Below are 16,095 nucleotides of genomic sequence, written 5' to 3'. Positions count from 1 at the left end.
CCCCTGCCGCTACCTGCTTCCGGCGAGTGAGCCCCGTGAGAACAAGCTCGGTCATCACCCTTTTTGCCATGCTGACGCTTGCCGGCTGCGAGAACTTCGACGCGATGCATCGCACCGACCGCGAACCCGGCACCGACGCAACGCGTGCGTCCTCGAAAAAAACCGAGAGCGCCGAACGCCGAACTTCTCGCCGATCGCGAACGGTCTACGGCGCGGTCAGCGCCCATGCCTCACCGCCCGACGACGATCCCGGCGCGAAACCCGGTCCCTATGTCCTGCCGAAATTCGTCACCGTCCCGGTGATCAGCATTGAGGACAGCCGCAGGATTCTGACCGACGGAGGCTCGGCTCGACAGCGCGAGCGCCAGATGGCGGAAGACCGCGCACGCTAGGCGAAAGCGGGGCGCGGGTCGTAGCAGATCAGCAATGTACGATGTTTGGAGGCCTCGTCCGGAATCGAACCGGAATACAAGGATTTGCAGTCCTCTGCGTAACCACTCCGCCACGAGGCCTCACGAGGGCTGTACCTACTGAAGGCGGCGGCGATCCGCAAGAGAGGATTTCGCTGAAACCGACCGGACCGGCTCTTCCCGGCGGGGGTGGATATCCGAAGCCAACGGCAAGCTCGGAACCGAATTCTCGTTGGAGAAGTCAGCGGGTGTTCGCTTGAGCCTTCGCGGCTGCTTTGCGAAGTTTGCGCCGCTCCCACCAGATCTCGGTCCGCCTCCGCCAGCGCCGCACGATGGGGATGTCGATGGACAGAACCATGAAACCGAGCGGCAGCATCCAGACGCCGAGTATGGGAAGAAAGGACAGGCAGCCCCCGACCAAAAGGAGGATGCCGATGACGATCCGCGCGATGCGCGATGCCGGAAGGTCGAAGCCGCGGCCGAAGACCTCGATCCGGCGGCCCTGCATTCGGAAGAAGCGCCGCTTTTGAAGTTCGTTCGGTTGGGTCATCGTCCTCGCGTTCGGTTTCGAGCCTTGGTCCCTCTCCGGCCAATGTGGGGGCTCCGGCCTTGTTCCCAAACCCGTTGCCCGGAAAGTTTCAAAAGTGGCTTGGCAAGCGCGATTTGGTTCGCTATACGCTGCCTCACGCTCAACAGAGCAAGCGTTCCCCGATAGCTCAGTTGGTAGAGCATTCGACTGTTAATCGAATGGTCGTAGGTTCGAGTCCTACTCGGGGAGCCACTTTTCCAAAACTCCCGGCTGTATGTCCTGACCTATCGGTCAGGAAACGAATGCCAGTTGCAGGGGCGGCAGGTCACGCTCTTCGCGCCGCGTCGTCCAGTCCGATCCGATATCGTGCGAGCGCGCCATGGCGAGGGTGATCTCGTCGTTCCAGTGCATGCCGTAGAGCGGACGCACCGGGTCGAAGCCGCGCCATTCGCGCATCAGCATGTCCCACACGCTCGGCGTCTCGTGGAAGCGACCCAGCATCCACAAAAGCTTGCTTTTCTTGATTCGCACCGATCCGTAGTCGCGAATGTCGTGGAAGAGGGATTGAAGAAGTTCGGGTTTCATCATGGATTTCCGGGCAGGTTGGCGGTCATCCCGATATGGTGATTTTGTCCATTATTTACAATGGAATGAGAGGAATTGCCGAGCCAAGGCCGAGGGCGCGAATTTCGGCTCGCAATCTCCCCTTGCGGCGCTGGGCGTCCTTGCCTTGGGCCGGGGGCGGCAATAGTTTCACGCTACCTTTGCATAGTTCGGCCGCGTATCTTCATGTCCAGGCATCTCAACGTTCTCGGCGCGATCGGCAACACGCCGCTGATCCGACTCAATCGCGCTTCCGAAGAAACGGGATGCGAGATCTACGGCAAGGCCGAGTTCATGAATCCCGGCCAATCTGTGAAGGACCGCGCCGGCCTCTTCATCGTCAAGGATGCCGAACAGCGTGGCCTTCTGGAGCCGGGCGGAATCATCGTCGAGGGCACGGCGGGAAACACCGGCATCGGCCTGTCGCTCGTGGCCGATGCGCTCGGCTACCGCACCGTGATCGTGATTCCGGAAACCCAGAGCCAGGAGAAGAAGGACGCCCTTCGCCTTATGGGCGCGGAACTGGTGGAAGTGCCGGCCGTCCCTTACCGCGATCCGAACAACTACGTGAAACTGTCCGGCCGCCTCGCCGAGCAACTGGCCAAGACACATCCACAAGGCGTGATCTGGGCCAATCAGTTCGACAACACCGCCAATCGCGACGGCCATATCGTCACCACGGCGGAGGAGATCTGGGCGACGACGGGGGGCCAGATCGACGGCTTCATCTGCGCCGTCGGCACCGGCGGCACGCTGGCCGGCGTCGCCCAAGGGCTGAAGAAGCATAGCGGCCACATCAAGATCGGCATCGCCGACCCGATGGGCGCGGCGCTCTACAGCTACTACACGACCGGCGAGATGAAATCGGAAGGCTCCTCGATCACGGAAGGCATCGGCCAAGGCCGCATCACCGCCAACCTCGAAGGCTTCACCCCCGACTTCGCCTACCAGATCCCGGACGAGGAAGCGGTGCGGATCATCTTCGACCTTCTCACCGAGGAAGGCCTGTGCCTTGGAGGCTCGTCGGGCGTGAACATCGCGGGCGCCATCCGCATGGCGCGCGAGATGGGTCCCGGCCATACGATCGCGACCGTGCTCTGCGACTATGGCAACCGCTACCAGTCCAAGCTGTTCAATCCGGATTTCCTGCGCAACAAGAACCTTCCCGTTCCAAGCTGGCTGGAGAAGCGCGCCTTAAGTTTCGACATTCCCTTCATGCCGGCCGGTTGATGGAAACCGAGCAGCTTCACGCGCAGGATGCCTATCTGCGATCGGCGGAGGCGAAAGTCCTGCGCATCCATGGCGAGCGCGGCCTCGTTTTGGATCGCACCCTCTTCTTCGCGGCAGGTGGCGGGCAACCGGGCGATACCGGTTTCGCGACGCGCGCGGACGGCACGCGGCTCGCGATCGTGGATACGGCCTACCTGCCGGATCGCTCGGCGATCGTGTCGACGCTTGCGGAGGGCTCGCAACTGCCGGCGCCTGGCGAAAGCCTGCATCTGACGCTCGATTGGGAGCGCCGCTTCAAGCTGATGCGGATGCACACCGCCTGCCATCTCCTGTCCGTCGTCTGCCCCTTCCCGGTCACCGGCGCGGCCGTCGGCGAGGAGGAGAGCCGCGTGGATTTCGACATTCCCGAAGCGGATGTGGACAAGGCGGACGTGACGGCGCGCTTGATGGCATTCGTGTCCGCCGATCACCCCGTTTTCACGCGCTCCATCACGGATGCCGAACTCGACGCCAATCCGGGTCTTGTGAAATCCGTCAATGTGCGCCCGCCGCGCGGGTCGGGCCATATCCGGCTCGTCTGCATCGGCGAGAACGGGGCGGTGGACGCACAACCCTGCGGCGGCACGCACGTTCGCTCCACGGCCGAGATCGGCCTCATTCATGTCGGCAAGATCGAGAAGAAGGGTCGGAGCAATCGCCGTTTCCGGCTACGTTTCGGCAGCCCATCCGTTTGACGCGGAGAACATTTTCATGAGCGATAACCCCCACATCATTTCAAGCGAAGAGCTGGCCGGCATGCTGGGCCGAGCGAACCTCTCGGTCGTGGATGCTTCCTGGTATCTGCCGGCGCAGAAGCGCGACGCGAAGCAGGAGTTCGCGGCGGCGCATCTGCCGAATGCCGTGTTCTTCGATCAGGACGCGGTGGTGGACCCGGCCTCCGCCCTTCCCCACACCCTGCCGCCCGCCGAACTCTTCGCGGCGAGCGTCGGCCGGCTCGGCATCGCGGAAAGCGATACGATCGTGGTCTATGACGGGCTCGGTCTCTTTTCCGCGCCGCGCGTCTGGTGGCTTTTCCGCACGTTCGGCGCACGGGACGTTCGGGTCCTCGATGGAGGCCTCCCGGCTTGGGTCGCGGCGGGATTGCCGACCGAAAGCGGTTCCGTCGACCCGGCCCCGCGCGTCTTCACGCCTCGCTTCGACCGGCAAGCGGTGGTGTATCTGGACGAGATGCGCCAGCGTGTGGCCGCCGGCGATGTGCCGGTCGCCGATGCCCGTTCCGCAGAGCGCTTCGAGGGAAGCGCGCCGGAGCCGCGCGCCGGGGTGCGCGGCGGCCATATGCCGGGGGCCCTGTCGCTGCCCTTCGGGGACCTCGCTTCGGACGGTCGCTTGAAATCGCCGGCCGAACTGAGGCAGGCCTTCGAAGCGGCGGGGCTCGATCCGCACGCGCCGGTGATCACGTCCTGCGGCTCGGGCGTTACCGCCGCCGTGATCAATCTCGCGCTCGCCACGCTCGGTAACGAGAAGGCGCGGCTCTTCGACGGCTCCTGGACCGAATGGGGCTCGGCCACCGACACGCCGATGGAAACGGGGCCAGCGCGACGGGCGGTGCGCTCTTGAGGCATCTCGTCAGCGCGGCGGTTTCGCAGATGGAGCTTCGCGGGCCGACGCCGCCCACACGGAAGCCCCAAACGGCCGAGACCCTGACGCTGCGAAGCATTCCTGAAATCCCGCTCGACCTGTATCGCAGCCTCTACGACGCCGTGGGGCGGCCCCATCACTGGACCTCGCGCCGGCTGCCGGACGATCTCCTTCGTGCCGAGATCCATGCGCCCGGCATGTCGGTTCACGTTCTGGAAGCCGATGGCGAGCCGGCAGGCTGGTTCGAACTGGAAGCCGGACGGCGACCGGGGCGAACGCGGATCGTCCATTTCGGCATCATGCCGCGCTTTCGCGGGCGCGGGCTCGCGCCCTATCTCCTGGGCGAAGCCATCGCGGCGGCCCGGGCGACAGGCGTGGAACTGGTGACGCTGGAAACCAATTCCCTCGATCATCCCGCGGCTTTGCCGCTCTACGAAAAAGCCGGCTTCGTCTGCGTCGACAAGCGCTTCGTTGCAACGCCCGCTATCGAGAGCTGAAGAATGGCGAAACGCCGGTTCCGCACGATCCTCAAGGTCGTGGTCGTTCTGTTGTCGATCCTGATCGTGGCAGGAGGTGCGCTGTGGCTCTTCGGCCCGCGCGACTCGTCAGAGTATTCGATCGCGTTCGATCCGGCTCTTATCGGCGACGACCCTGCCGCCTATCTGGCGCGAACCGAAGTGGACGTGCCCAATCTGCGAGCCGACGCGCAGAAGGAGATCGTTTGGGCCTATCCCGCAAGCCGCGCCCGAACGCCCATCGCGATCGTCTACATCCACGGTTTTTCCGCTTCCAAGAACGAGCTGCGGCCGCTGCCCGATCTCGTGGCGAAGAAGCTCGGCGCCAACCTCTTCCTGACGCGCCTTGCCGGGCATGGCCGCGACGGCGCGGCGATGGCGGAAGGCAGCGTGAACGACTGGATGAACGACTATGCCGAAGCGCTCGCCATCGGGCGACGGCTCGGCGAGCGCGTGGTGGTGATCGGCAATTCCACCGGCGCGACGCTGGAGGTGATCGGTGCGAGCGATGCTGGCCTGATGAAGGATGTCTCGGGGCTCGTGATGCTGTCGCCCAATCTCGGTGTCGCCAATCGCTGGGGTTTCGTTCTCGACCTGCCCTATGCCCGCGACTTCGCGCCGAAGCTTTTCGGCGAGGAATGGGGTGGCGACACAAGCGATCCGGCAATCGCGGCGGTCTGGACCATGCGCTATCCGTCAGTCGCCCTCATGCCCATGGCAGCGGCCGTGCGCGGCGCCTGGGCGAGCGATTTCTCGTCCGCCACGATACCGGCCTTGTTCATGTTCTCGGCCCGCGACACGGTGGTCGATCCCGCCAAGACGCGCCGTCTTATCGGTGAATGGCAAGGCCCGAAGGAGGTTGAGGAACTTTCCGACAGCCAGGACCCGAACCAGCACATCCTGGCGGGTGACATCGTTTCGCCGACAACGACCGCCCCCTTGGCCGATCGCATCACCGCATGGATCGAGACCCTTCCGAAAAGCTGAGGAGCTTCGTCAATCAAGGTGGAAGGAGCGGCTCGCTTCCCGCTTCGCCGCCTCGCGGGTAACGCCGATATCCTGCAACTGATCGTCCGTCAGTTCGATGAGTTGGCGGCGGGTGCGTCTGAGGAAAGCGGCGCGCAGAAAGCTCCTGAGTTCTCGTAACGCGACTTCGGAACGCGACGGAACGCGAAGCCCACCCGCAACGAGGCCCGTCGGCCACCAACCACGCCGAACGCCCGGCTCCCATTCATCGTCGAACATATTGTCACCATATCAATTGACATTCAAGAGTGACAATTTATAGATACGGGAAGTCGAAGGATGCAATAAGCTGAATTGTCCTCATGACACGATCATCGATTCAACCCCGCGATGGCGAAGGTCCCTATTATACACGGTTGGCTGACGCCCTCGAGACGGCTATCGAAGCTGGTGACCTTGCGCGTGGTGAAAAGCTTCCGCCGCAAAGGGACCTTGCTTACGATCTCGGGGTGACAATCGGTACAATCGGTCGAGCCTATACCCTGCTCCGCGAGCGCGGGCTGGTCAGCGGAGAAGTCGGCCGGGGAACCTATGTCCTGGAACGCAGCGGCGGCGTTTCGCAGGAGGCCTCCGACTCCTTTTCGCGGCATTACGCCGGCACCCGTTATCCAGACGCGCCGCCCGGCAAGCTGCGGATGGATACGACTGCCGCGCCCGATCTCGGGCAAAGCACCGTCGTCAGTTCCGTCTTCGCCTCGGTGATCGCCGATCATCCGCTGGAGATCGCCAGTTACTCACGCACCCATCACGCCACATGGATGGAAGCGGGTACGCGCTGGCTTGCGCGCAACGGCTGGGAGCCGGAGGCCGAGAACGTCGTTCCGACGCACGGCGCCCACGCGGCGGCGCTGGCGGTGATCGCAGCCGTCACCGCGGCGGGGGACCGGATCGTTTTCGAGAACCTCACCTATAGCCAGATCAGCCGCGCCGCCCGGCTGATCGGGCGCCGCACCGTGACGGTGGAAACCGATGCCGAGGGCATGGTGCCGGACGACTTCGAGCGGGTCTGCGCCCGTCAGCATCCCAAGCTCGCTTTCCTGATGCCGGCCGCGCAGAACCCGACGCTCGCCGTCCTGCCCGAAGACCGTCGTCGCGCCATCGCCGAGATCGCGAAGCGCTATGGCGTCTGGCTGATCGAGGACGAGGTCTATGGTCGCATGTCGTCGGATCAAACCCCGCTTCTCGCCAGCTTCGCCCCGGAACGCACCTTCGTCGTCGGCGGCTTGTCGAAGGCGGTGGCGGCCGGGGTTCGCGGCGGCTGGGTGGCCTGCCCGCCGCATTTCGGCAACCGCCTGCGCGTGACGCACAAGATGACCACCGGCGGCCTGTCCTTCATCCTGGCCGAAGCGGGCGCGCGGCTCGTTCTGTCGGGAGCCGCGAGCGAGTTGCGCGAGCGTGTCGCCGGCGAGATCGCCGCGCGCGAAGCGCTGGCGCGGACGATCCTGTCGGGCGCGGAGTTCACTTCCGATCCGCGCATTCCGTTTCTGTGGCTGAAACTGCCCGAGCCCTGGCTGTCGGGCACCTTCAAGAACGCCGCGAACCGCGAAAACGTCCTCATCGACGACGAAGACGAGTTCAAGGCCGACCGGCTGGACCGCAGTTATCACCGCGTGCGCGTCGCCTTCTCCGGCTCGTCGCGCGGTGACATGGAAACGGGCCTCGGCCGGCTCCGGCAGCTTCTGGAAAGCGGCGCTGCCGGCTACGACGGCGAGGAATGACGGCGCGTCAGATCAGGAGATCGGCCATGATCGGGTCGTCGGTGATGTCGCGATAAGCGGTGCCGCTTTCGTCCAGGCGGCGGAAGATCGCGTCGAAGCTCGCCGGGTTCTTGGTTTCGATGCCGATCAGGATCGAGCCGAAGTCGCGGGCCGATTTCTTCAGATACTCGAAGCGCGAAACGTCGTCGTCCGGTCCGAGATTTTCGAGGAAGTCCCGCAAGGCCCCCGGCCGCTGCGCAAGGCGCAGGATCAGGTACTTCTTCAGCCCATCGAAGCGCAGCGCCCGCTCCTTCACGTCCGGCAGGCGTTCGAAGTCGAAGTTCGAGCCCGACACGACCAGCACGACGGTCTTGCCCGCGATCACGGGCGCGAGGTCCTTCAAGGCATCGATGGCGAGCGCCCCGGCGGGCTCCAGCACGATGCCCTCGATGTTCAGCATTTCCAGCATCGTGCCGCAAAGCCGGCCTTCCGGCGAAAGCACCACGTGTTCGGGCCGCACGTCGCGCAAGGTTTCGAACGGAATCGCGCCGATCTCCGCAACGGCCGCCCCGTCCACGAAGCCTTCCACCTGCTTCAAGCGCACCAGCCGGCCTTCGCTGAGGCTGGTCCTGAGACTCGCCGCACCGGCGGGCTCGGCGTAGCGGATCGCCGGCCGCGATCCCGCATTCTCGCGGAAATAGCGCGTGACGCCGGACGAGAGACCGCCGCCGCCGACCGGCAGAACCAGCATGTCCGCGTTTTCATCGCCGAGTTGTTGGACGAGTTCAAGCGCCACCGTCGCCTGACCCTCGATGATATCCTCGTGGTCGAACGGCGGCACGAGGGCCGCCTGCCCCGTCGCGGCATAGGCCTTGGCGGCGGCATAGCAATCATCGAAATAATCGCCGATCAGTTCCACCTCGATCGCGTCGCCGCCGAAGATCTTCGTTTTCTGGATCTTCTGCTGCGGCGTCGTCACCGGCATGAAGACGCGGCCCTTCAACCCGAAGAAGCGGCAGGCGAAGGCGAAGCCCTGGGCGTGGTTGCCGGCGGAAGCGCAACAGAAGGCCCCCGACGACAAACCCGCTTCGATGCGCTTTCGCATGAAATTGAACGCGCCGCGGATCTTATAGGAGCGGACCGGCGTCAGATCCTCGCGTTTGAGAAAAATTCGCGCCCCGTACTTTGCCGACAGGTGCTCGTTGAACTGCAGCGGCGTTGCCGGAAAGAGTTCGCGCAACGCCGTTTCGGCTTCGCCCACGCGGGAATGGAAGGTGATCTCGCTCATGTGTTTCCGGCTAATCCGGCGGGAGGCCTTTGTCCACTCCGCGCTGCGCGAAGTGCTTTCCAAGCGGGCGATCGCCCTCTAGAGAGGTGAGCGGGCGGACGTGGCGGAACTGGTATACGCAGCGGACTTAAAATCCGTCGCCTTCGGGATTACGGGTTCGATTCCCGTCGTCCGCACCAAGCCGATCCGACGGCGGGTTCGGCCAGCACGGCAGCGACGGCCCGCGTATCCTGCGACTCGTTGTCTGGGGCCGGAAATTTAGGCTTGGCAGCCCTTGGCGCGGGCTCGGCTTTCATGCCTAATTCCGTCAGGGCCATGTTCCGGCGCGTAGAAGCCAGCCGTCCGGAGAAATGATCGTGACGTTGCTCTTCCCCCCGTCTCTCGCACTGCTTTCCGACCTTGAAGCTCCGATGCTCGACCTTTCGAGCGGTGCCGCGCCGGAAGCGGTGCTCGACCGTCTTCGACTCCAGAACTTCGCGCTGGAGCGCCTTCGCGAAGCCTTGGCGCGCGAGGAAGTGCGTCCGCGAGGAGACCTCAGCCTCGTCGCGTGACGCTTCGTTGAGCATGAAGCTCGTTCAGCCGAAGAGCTTCGTCGCAATTTCAGCGATGTGCTTGCCCTGGAAGCGGGCGCCGTCGAGTTCCGTTTCGCTCGGTTGGCGGGAGCCGTCACCGCTGGCGATCGTCGTCGCGCCGTAGGGCGAGCCACCAACAACGGTGCTGGTGTCCAACTGTCCCTGGAAAGAATAAGGCAGCCCGACGATCACGAGGCCGTGGTGCAGCAGCGTCTTGTGAACCGAGAGCAATGTCGCTTCGTTGCCGCCGTGCTGGCTCGCGCTGGAGGTGATGGCGCCGCCGACCTTGCCGATCAGCTTGCCCTGCGCCCAAAGCCCGCCGGTGCGGTCCCAGAACGATGCCATCTGCGAGGCCATGTTGCCGTAGCGCGTCGGGACCGCGACGATGATCGCGTCATAGGCGGCGAGGTCGTCGGGCTGGGCTTCGGGATGCGACGTGTCGGTCTGGAAATGGGCAGCTTCCACGACTTCGCGCGGGGCGGTTTCCGGCACGCGCTTCACGTGCGCTTCGGCGCCGGCCGATGTGGCCCCCTCGGCCGCGGCGACCGCCATCTGCCGCACATGGCCGTAGCTCGAATAATAAAGGACGAGGACCTTCGCCATGAACTGCAACTCCGTTTGCGTTTCGGGCGAACTACCGCGCCGACCGGTGGCGGCAAGAAAGCCGATGGCGAGGGGAAACGAAAGGGGCCGGCCGGCGACAAACCGTCTTCGCCCTGAAGACGCCAAGTCCTCGCCGCTTGCCTTTTGGCCAAGCGCCCCTTCCTAATCGCCATCCGTTTCGAGAGATTCACCGATGACGCAGAGCCCCGCCCCCACCGCCGCGATGATCGCCATCGGCGACGAGGTTCTGTCCGGGCGCACCAAGGACCGCAATATCGGGCACCTCGCCGAGCTTCTGACCATGGCCGGAATCGACCTCAAGGAAGCGCGGATCATCGGCGACGAGCCGACGCAGATCGCCGACACGGTGAACACGCTGCGGCGGGCCTATGATTTCGTGGTCACCTGCGGCGGCATCGGCCCGACGCATGACGACATCACGGCGGATGCGATCGGCGCGGCCTTCGGCTTGGGCGTCATCGAGCACCCTGAAGCCTTGCGGCGCTTGGCCGAAACTTACGAAAAACGCGGCGTGGAATTCACCGAGGCGCGCCGGCGCATGGCGCGGATGCCGGAAGGCTCGACGCTGATCGACAATCCGGTTTCTACCGCGCCCGGCTTTCGCATCGACAACGTCTTCGTTCTGGCCGGCGTGCCGTCCGTGTTCCAGGCGATGGTCGACAACGTGCTGAAGGAACTGCCGACCGGCGTGCCAATCCTCAGCGAAGCCCTGCCCTGCCGCTTCCCCGAAGGCGATATCGGCGGGCCCTTGCGCGACATCCAGAAGAACCATCCGGGTGTCGCCATCGGCTCCTATCCGCGCTTCGACGGAACGCGCCATTCCACTGAGCTCGTGATGCGCTCGCGCGACCGCGAGGCGCTGGCCGCCGCGAAGGCCGACGTTGCCGCCATGCTGGCCGCCTTCGAAGCGGCGGGCGCGAGCGAGAAGGTTTGAGGATCGGGCCTGCCCATCCCCATGATTCGAAACGAGCCGGCTTGCATGGAGCCCGGTGATTCGCGTAACGGCACGCCCACGAAAGAGCGTGAGGCCGGTTTGATGACGCCAGACAAATCCTTCCCGGTTTCCTGGGAGCAGTTCCACCGCGACGCGCGGGCCCTCGCCTGGCGGCTCGCCGGTGTGCGGGCGGAATGGAAGGCCATCGTCTGCATCACGCGCGGCGGGCTGGTGCCGGCCGCGATCATCGCCCGCGAACTCGGCACCCGGCTGATCGAGACGGTCTGCATCGCCTCCTACCATGACTATGACGAGCAGGGTGAGTTGAAGGTCCTGAAGGACATCGCGCCCCAGCTTCTGGAAGGCGAAGGCGAAGGCATTCTGATCGTCGACGACCTCACCGACACCGGCAAGACCGCCGGTCTCGTGCGCGCGATGCTGCCGAAGGCGCATTTCGCCACCGTCTACGCCAAGCCGAAGGGCCGTCCGCTGGTGGATACGTTCATCACGGAAGTCAGCCAGGACACCTGGATCTTCTTCCCCTGGGACCTCGGCCTCACCTTCCAGGCCCCGCTCGCCAAGAACACGGCGGGCTGAGGCTCGCGGGAGTCCACGCTCCTTCCAGCGTTACTTTCCCTCGCCCCCCGTTGTGCCGGCCGGATGTTTGCGTCCGGCACCTTGCCCAAGAGTTCGAGTCTCCGGAGAAACCGATTCGCGGTAGACGGACTCCGTTGGGACGCGTTGTCGAGTCTAATTCGGCATCCACGACCGAGAACTACTTAATTCTTCGTTGATGTTCCAAGACTGTGGATAAGCTGAGCTTCCCCGGAACCTTCGGTCCCCGCCGCGCTTGAGTCCATCGTGCAGAACCGGGCCGTCTGACGGTTAACTAAGACTTTAGACGATTTTCGGTACACTGGACGAATGGGGCGGGCTCAGCTAAGGCTATATGTAGTAGCCGCGAGCTTTATCGGGCACTAGATATCGGTTGACCTCGGCTATAGTCGCGACCAGACTCCTCTGGCCGCTCGCTTAATCGCGTCCGACCGAATTTCGAACTGGAAGGTTCAGGGCGATGGGTATGAAGATCGAACGCCGCTACACTAAAGCGGGCGAAGGCGCCTATGCCGCCGTGGAGTTCCGCAAAGCCACCAGCGAGATCCGCAATCCGGACGGCTCGGTCGTGTTCCGCCTCGCCGATATCGACGTCCCCGCGCAGTTCAGCCAGGTAGCGTCCGACATCCTGGCGCAGAAGTATTTCCGCAAGGCCGGCGTTCCGAAGGTCCTGAAAAAGATCGAGGAGAATGACGTTCCTTCCTGGCTCTGGCGCTCCGTCGCCGACGAGGAAGCGCTGGCCGCCCTGCCGGAAGGCGAGCGCTTCGGTTCCGAAATGGACGCGCGCCAAGTCTTCGATCGCCTCGCTGGCACCTGGGCCTATTGGGGCTGGAAGGGCGGCTACTTCACGGATGAGGAAGACGCGGCCGCCTTCCGCGACGAACTCGCCTTCATGCTCGCGACCCAGAAGGTCGCGCCGAACTCCCCGCAATGGTTCAACACCGGCCTGCATTGGGCCTATGGCATCGACGGCCCTGGCCAGGGCCACTTTTATGTCGATTACCGCACGGGCGAACTGACGCGCTCGACTTCGGCCTACGAGCACCCGCAGCCGCACGCCTGTTTCATCCAGTCCGTCGCCGACGACCTCGTGAACGAGGGCGGCATCATGGACCTTTGGGTTCGCGAAGCGCGCCTCTTCAAATACGGCTCAGGGACAGGCTCCAACTTCTCCCGCCTTCGCGGCGAGGGAGAGAAGCTGTCGGGCGGCGGCAAGTCCTCCGGTCTCATGAGCTTCCTGAAGATCGGCGACCGCGCGGCGGGCGCCATCAAATCCGGGGGCACGACGCGGCGTGCGGCCAAGATGGTCGTGGTCGACATCGATCACCCGGATATCGAGGCCTATATCAACTGGAAGGTGCGCGAAGAGGAAAAGGTCGCCGCGCTCGTCACCGGCTCAAAGACCGTTTCCAAGCACCTCAAGGCCATTCTGTCGGCCTGCGTGAACTGCGAAGGCACGGGCGACGACTGCTTCGACCCGGCCAAGAACCCCGCGTTGAAGCGCGCGATCCGCGACGCCAAGCGCGCCCAGGTGCCGGAGAACTACGCCAAGCGCGTGATCCAGTTCGCCCGCCAAGGCTACACGCAGATCGAGTTCCCGATCTACGACACCGACTGGGATTCGGAGGCCTATCTGACGGTCGCCGGGCAGAACTCCAACAACTCCGTCCGCGTCACCGACGAGTTCCTCCAGTCGGTGGAGAACGACGGCGACTGGAACCTCACCGCCCGCATCACCGGCAAGACCATCAAGACCCTGAAGGCCAAGGAACTGTGGGAAAAGATCGGCTACGCCGCCTGGGCTTCCGCCGATCCGGGCATCCAGTTCCACACCACCATCAACGACTGGCACACCTGCCCCGAGGCGGGCGAGATCATCGCGTCCAATCCGTGTTCGGAATATATGTTCCTGGACGACACGGCCTGTAACCTCGCCTCGATCAACCTTCTGCAGTTCCGCGAGAGCGACGGGCGCTTCGATACGGTCGCGTTCGAGCATGCCACGCGTCTTTGGACCGTTGTGCTCGAAGTCTCCGTGCTGATGGCGCAGTTCCCGTCCAAGGAAATCGCGCAGCGCTCCTACGACTACCGCACGCTCGGCCTCGGCTTCGCCAATATCGGCGGTCTCCTGATGACGGCCGGCATCCCCTACGACTCGGCCGAGGGCCGCGCGATCTGCGGCGCGATCTCGGCGCTGATGACGGGCGTGTCCTACAAGACCTCCGCCGAGATGGCCGTTGTCCAGGGTCCCTTCCCGGACTACGAGCGCAATGCGGAAGCCATGCTGCGCGTCATGCGGAACCATAGCCGCGCCGCCCACGGCATCGCCAACGGCTACGAGGGCCTGTCGGTCGATCCGGTTCCGCTCGACCATTCCAACATCAAGGACAAGCGCTTGTCGGGCCGCGCCAAGGCCGCCTGGACGGAGGCCGTGGAACTCGGCACCCGCAACGGCTACCGCAACGCGCAGGTTTCCGTCGTCGCCCCCACCGGCACGATCGGCCTCGTGATGGATTGCGACACGACGGGCATCGAGCCGGACTTCGCTCTGGTGAAGTTCAAGAAGCTCGCCGGCGGCGGTTACTTCAAGATCATCAACCGCGCCGTTCCCGAAGCCCTTCGCACCCTCGGCTATTCCGAAGCGGAGATCGGCGAGATCGAGGCCTATGCCGTCGGCCACGGCAACCTGAACCAGGCGCCGTCGATCAATCCGGGCTCGCTCCGCGCCAAGGGCTTCACGGAGGAGGAAGTCGAGACTTTGAACGCGGCGATGAAGTCGGCCTTCGACATCAAGTTCGTGTTCAACCGCTGGACGCTCGGCGACGACGCGATGCGCCGTCTCGGCGTGTCGGAGGAACAGCTCGGCGACATGACCTTCGAGCTCCTGCCCTTCCTCGGCTTCACGCGGAAGGACATCGAGGCTGCGAACGTCCATGTCTGCGGTGCGATGACGCTGGAAGGCGCGCCGCATCTGAAGGACAAGCACCTGCCGGTCTTCGACTGCGCCAATCCGTGCGGGCGCATCGGCAAGCGCTACCTGTCAGTGGAAAGCCACATCCGCATGATGGCCGCCTCGCAGCCCTTCATTTCGGGCGCGATTTCGAAGACCATCAACATGCCGAACGACGCCACCGTCGAGGACTGCAACAACGCCTATATGTTGTCGTGGAAGCTCGCGCTGAAGGCGAACGCCCTTTACCGCGACGGCTCCAAGCTGTCCCAGCCCCTCAACGCCTCCCTCATCGAGGACGAGGAGGACGAGGACGATTTGGTGGAGGAAACCGCCGCCGCCCTCGCTCAGGCTCCTGCCGCCGCGAAGGCCGCGGAGGTTGCCGAACGCATCGTGGAGCGGATCGTCGAGCGCACGGTGGAGCGCGTGTCGCGTGAGCGCGAGAAGCTGCCGAACCGCCGCAAGGGCTATACCCAGAAGGCGATCGTCGGCGGGCACAAGGTCTACCTTCGCACCGGCGAGTTCAACGACGGCCGCCTCGGCGAGATCTTCATCGACATGCACAAGGAAGGCGCCGCCTTCCGCGCGATGATGAATAACTTCGCCATCGCGATCTCGCTCGGCCTGCAATTCGGCGTGCCGCTGGACGAGTATGTGGAGGCTTTCACCTTCACCCGCTTCGAGCCGGCCGGCATGGTGCAGGGCAACGACGCGATCAAGAATGCGACGTCGATCCTCGACTACGTGTTCCGCGAGCTCGCCGTGTCCTATCTCGGCCGCAACGATCTGGCCCATGTCCAGCCGGAGGACATCGCCGCTTCCACGATCGGGCGCGGCGTCGAGGGCGACAAGCCGGCGCCTTTGCCGATCTCCTCCGGCATGGTGCGCGGCCAGACGGCGAAGTTCCGCGTCGTGTCTTCCAACGAACCCGCAGGCTCTTCAACCGTCGCACCGGCAACGGGCGCGGCAACGCCGGCGGCTCCGGTTCGCGCGGCCTTGTCGGGGCCGGTGCCCCGCGCAGCCACGACCTCCCGCCCGACGGCGCTTGCCGTCGCCGCGAAGTCAGAGCCCGCGACGAGCTTCCGCCGCGATCTCGACCCCGTCTCGGAGCCGGCGCCCACCGCCGACATCTCGCCGGCCCAGGGCATCTTCGACACGCCCCTCGCCTTCCCGGCGACGGAGCGCGAAGTTCAGGCCACGGCCACCGCGCCCAAAGCCTCGCAGGCCGACCGGCGCACGCTCGCGATGATGAAGGGCTACACGGGCGATAGCTGCTCGGAATGCGGCAACTACTCCATGGTCCGCAACGGCACCTGCCTGAAGTGCGACACCTGCGGCTCCACGAGCGGCTGCAGCTAAGGCCTGAAGACAAGCTTCGATGAAAGGCAGCGCTGCTTCGGCGGCGCTGCCTTTTTCGTTTTTGATCCGATCGCTCTACCAGCTTGACGGGACCGCTCGAAGCAT

At 64.6% G+C, this 16,095-nt stretch carries 16 protein-coding genes and 3 tRNA genes; 13 read left to right on the top strand and 6 right to left on the bottom strand.

Translation table 11 applies throughout. The features are described 5' to 3' along the window. Positions 1-68: 68 nt before the first annotated feature. A complete protein-coding gene (locus F9929_RS06285) occupies positions 69-392 on the top strand; it encodes a hypothetical protein (RefSeq protein ID WP_152045673.1) in 324 nt (107 codons plus the stop codon). A 46-nt stretch (positions 393-438) separates the two neighbouring features. Here the strand turns inward: F9929_RS06285 and F9929_RS06280 are convergent. After that, positions 439-512, bottom strand: a tRNA-Cys gene (locus tag F9929_RS06280). A 139-nt stretch (positions 513-651) separates the two neighbouring features. Then, positions 652-960 (bottom strand): hypothetical protein, encoded by a 309-nt coding sequence (locus tag F9929_RS06275; RefSeq protein ID WP_152045672.1) that lies wholly within the window; start codon positions 958-960, stop codon positions 652-654. Between the two features lie 155 nt (positions 961-1,115). Between F9929_RS06275 and F9929_RS06270 the strand changes: the two genes are divergently transcribed. Beyond that, positions 1,116-1,191 (top strand) — tRNA-Asn (locus F9929_RS06270). 39 nt (positions 1,192-1,230) lie between these two features. On the opposite strand, the gene F9929_RS06265 is transcribed toward F9929_RS06270, so the two are convergent. Next, entirely contained in the window at positions 1,231-1,524 is a 294-nt protein-coding gene (locus F9929_RS06265) for a hypothetical protein (protein WP_152045671.1), read from the bottom strand. A gap of 204 nt (positions 1,525-1,728) precedes the next feature. On the opposite strand from F9929_RS06265, the gene F9929_RS06260 reads away from it, so the two are divergent. Genes F9929_RS06260 through F9929_RS06240 form a run of 5 tightly spaced genes read left to right on the top strand, consistent with a single transcriptional unit; the run spans position 1,729 to position 5,912 of the window. Continuing rightward, the gene (locus F9929_RS06260) at positions 1,729-2,772 is read left to right on the top strand and encodes a cysteine synthase A (protein WP_152045670.1); all 1,044 of its coding nucleotides are present in this window, start codon (positions 1,729-1,731) and stop codon (positions 2,770-2,772) included. Next, the gene (locus tag F9929_RS06255) at positions 2,772-3,506 is read left to right on the top strand and encodes an alanyl-tRNA editing protein (protein WP_152045669.1); all 735 of its coding nucleotides are present in this window, start codon (positions 2,772-2,774) and stop codon (positions 3,504-3,506) included. The genes F9929_RS06260 and F9929_RS06255 overlap by 1 nt, the downstream gene beginning before the upstream one ends. A gap of 16 nt (positions 3,507-3,522) precedes the next feature. Next, positions 3,523-4,389, top strand: a complete 867-nt coding sequence (gene sseA, locus F9929_RS06250) for a 3-mercaptopyruvate sulfurtransferase (RefSeq protein WP_152045668.1) — start codon at positions 3,523-3,525, stop codon at positions 4,387-4,389. Beyond that, positions 4,386-4,907: a GNAT family N-acetyltransferase gene (locus F9929_RS06245; RefSeq protein ID WP_235919055.1), complete on the top strand. Its 522-nt coding sequence runs from the start codon at positions 4,386-4,388 to the stop codon at positions 4,905-4,907. The genes sseA and F9929_RS06245 overlap by 4 nt, the downstream gene beginning before the upstream one ends. A gap of 3 nt (positions 4,908-4,910) precedes the next feature. Then, positions 4,911-5,912, top strand: a complete 1,002-nt coding sequence (locus tag F9929_RS06240; RefSeq protein WP_152045667.1) for an alpha/beta hydrolase — start codon at positions 4,911-4,913, stop codon at positions 5,910-5,912. Positions 5,913-5,921: 9 nt separating this feature from the next. On the opposite strand, the gene F9929_RS06235 is transcribed toward F9929_RS06240, so the two are convergent. Next, the gene (locus tag F9929_RS06235; RefSeq protein ID WP_152045666.1) at positions 5,922-6,170 is read right to left on the bottom strand and encodes a DUF1127 domain-containing protein; all 249 of its coding nucleotides are present in this window, start codon (positions 6,168-6,170) and stop codon (positions 5,922-5,924) included. Positions 6,171-6,253: 83 nt separating this feature from the next. On the opposite strand from F9929_RS06235, the gene F9929_RS06230 reads away from it, so the two are divergent. Next, positions 6,254-7,669, top strand: coding sequence for an aminotransferase-like domain-containing protein (locus F9929_RS06230; RefSeq protein WP_152045665.1), 1,416 nt, complete (start codon positions 6,254-6,256; stop codon positions 7,667-7,669). 7 nt (positions 7,670-7,676) lie between these two features. Here F9929_RS06230 and ilvA read toward each other — a convergent pair whose 3' ends face one another. Continuing rightward, positions 7,677-8,936 carry a threonine ammonia-lyase IlvA gene (gene ilvA / locus F9929_RS06225; RefSeq protein WP_152045664.1) on the bottom strand — a complete coding sequence of 420 codons (1,260 nt, stop codon included), beginning with the start codon at positions 8,934-8,936 and terminating at the stop codon, positions 7,677-7,679. A 94-nt stretch (positions 8,937-9,030) separates the two neighbouring features. On the opposite strand from ilvA, the gene F9929_RS06220 reads away from it, so the two are divergent. Together F9929_RS06220 and F9929_RS06215 are read left to right on the top strand one after the other, a co-directional pair. Further along, positions 9,031-9,115: transfer RNA gene (locus F9929_RS06220), tRNA-Leu, on the top strand. Between the two features lie 177 nt (positions 9,116-9,292). Beyond that, a complete protein-coding gene (locus tag F9929_RS06215; RefSeq protein ID WP_152045663.1) occupies positions 9,293-9,487 on the top strand; it encodes a hypothetical protein in 195 nt (64 codons plus the stop codon). A gap of 24 nt (positions 9,488-9,511) precedes the next feature. Here F9929_RS06215 and wrbA read toward each other — a convergent pair whose 3' ends face one another. Continuing rightward, positions 9,512-10,111, bottom strand: a complete 600-nt coding sequence (wrbA, locus tag F9929_RS06210) for an NAD(P)H:quinone oxidoreductase (RefSeq protein WP_152045662.1) — start codon at positions 10,109-10,111, stop codon at positions 9,512-9,514. Positions 10,112-10,304: 193 nt separating this feature from the next. On the opposite strand from wrbA, the gene F9929_RS06205 reads away from it, so the two are divergent. The 3 genes from F9929_RS06205 to F9929_RS06195 all read left to right on the top strand — a co-directional run bounded on the left by F9929_RS06205 (position 10,305) and on the right by F9929_RS06195 (position 15,990). Beyond that, positions 10,305-11,066 carry a competence/damage-inducible protein A gene (locus F9929_RS06205; RefSeq protein WP_235919054.1) on the top strand — a complete coding sequence of 254 codons (762 nt, stop codon included), beginning with the start codon at positions 10,305-10,307 and terminating at the stop codon, positions 11,064-11,066. A 99-nt stretch (positions 11,067-11,165) separates the two neighbouring features. Next, positions 11,166-11,663 (top strand): xanthine phosphoribosyltransferase, encoded by a 498-nt coding sequence (gene gpt / locus F9929_RS06200; RefSeq protein ID WP_152045796.1) that lies wholly within the window; start codon positions 11,166-11,168, stop codon positions 11,661-11,663. Between the two features lie 484 nt (positions 11,664-12,147). Continuing rightward, on the top strand, positions 12,148-15,990 hold the full coding sequence (locus F9929_RS06195; RefSeq protein WP_152045795.1) for a vitamin B12-dependent ribonucleotide reductase: 3,843 nt from the start codon (positions 12,148-12,150) through the stop codon (positions 15,988-15,990). Positions 15,991-16,095 lie beyond the last annotated feature (105 nt).

Source organism: Aureimonas psammosilenae (assembly GCF_009176975.1).
In the GTDB taxonomy this organism is placed as follows: Bacteria; Pseudomonadota; Alphaproteobacteria; order Rhizobiales; family Rhizobiaceae; genus Plantimonas; species Plantimonas psammosilenae.
This window is presented reverse-complemented; position numbering and strand designations above follow the sequence as displayed.

Bases quoted from the DNA above. Each gene is read 5' to 3' on its own strand.
- F9929_RS06285 (WP_152045673.1), top strand. From the start codon at position 69: ATGCTGACGCTTGCCGGCTGCGAGAACTTCGACGCGATGCATCGCACC.
- F9929_RS06275 (WP_152045672.1), bottom strand. From the start codon at position 960: ATGACCCAACCGAACGAACTTCAAAAGCGGCGCTTCTTCCGAATGCAG.
- F9929_RS06265 (WP_152045671.1), bottom strand. From the start codon at position 1,524: ATGAAACCCGAACTTCTTCAATCCCTCTTCCACGACATTCGCGACTAC.
- F9929_RS06260 (WP_152045670.1), top strand. From the start codon at position 1,729: ATGTCCAGGCATCTCAACGTTCTCGGCGCGATCGGCAACACGCCGCTG.
- F9929_RS06255 (WP_152045669.1), top strand. From the start codon at position 2,772: ATGGAAACCGAGCAGCTTCACGCGCAGGATGCCTATCTGCGATCGGCG.
- sseA (WP_152045668.1), top strand. From the start codon at position 3,523: ATGAGCGATAACCCCCACATCATTTCAAGCGAAGAGCTGGCCGGCATG.
- F9929_RS06240 (WP_152045667.1), top strand. From the start codon at position 4,911: ATGGCGAAACGCCGGTTCCGCACGATCCTCAAGGTCGTGGTCGTTCTG.
- F9929_RS06235 (WP_152045666.1), bottom strand. From the start codon at position 6,170: ATGTTCGACGATGAATGGGAGCCGGGCGTTCGGCGTGGTTGGTGGCCG.
- F9929_RS06230 (WP_152045665.1), top strand. From the start codon at position 6,254: ATGACACGATCATCGATTCAACCCCGCGATGGCGAAGGTCCCTATTAT.
- ilvA (WP_152045664.1), bottom strand. From the start codon at position 8,936: ATGAGCGAGATCACCTTCCATTCCCGCGTGGGCGAAGCCGAAACGGCG.
- wrbA (WP_152045662.1), bottom strand. From the start codon at position 10,111: ATGGCGAAGGTCCTCGTCCTTTATTATTCGAGCTACGGCCATGTGCGG.
- F9929_RS06205 (WP_235919054.1), top strand. From the start codon at position 10,305: ATGACGCAGAGCCCCGCCCCCACCGCCGCGATGATCGCCATCGGCGAC.
- F9929_RS06195 (WP_152045795.1), top strand. From the start codon at position 12,148: ATGAAGATCGAACGCCGCTACACTAAAGCGGGCGAAGGCGCCTATGCC.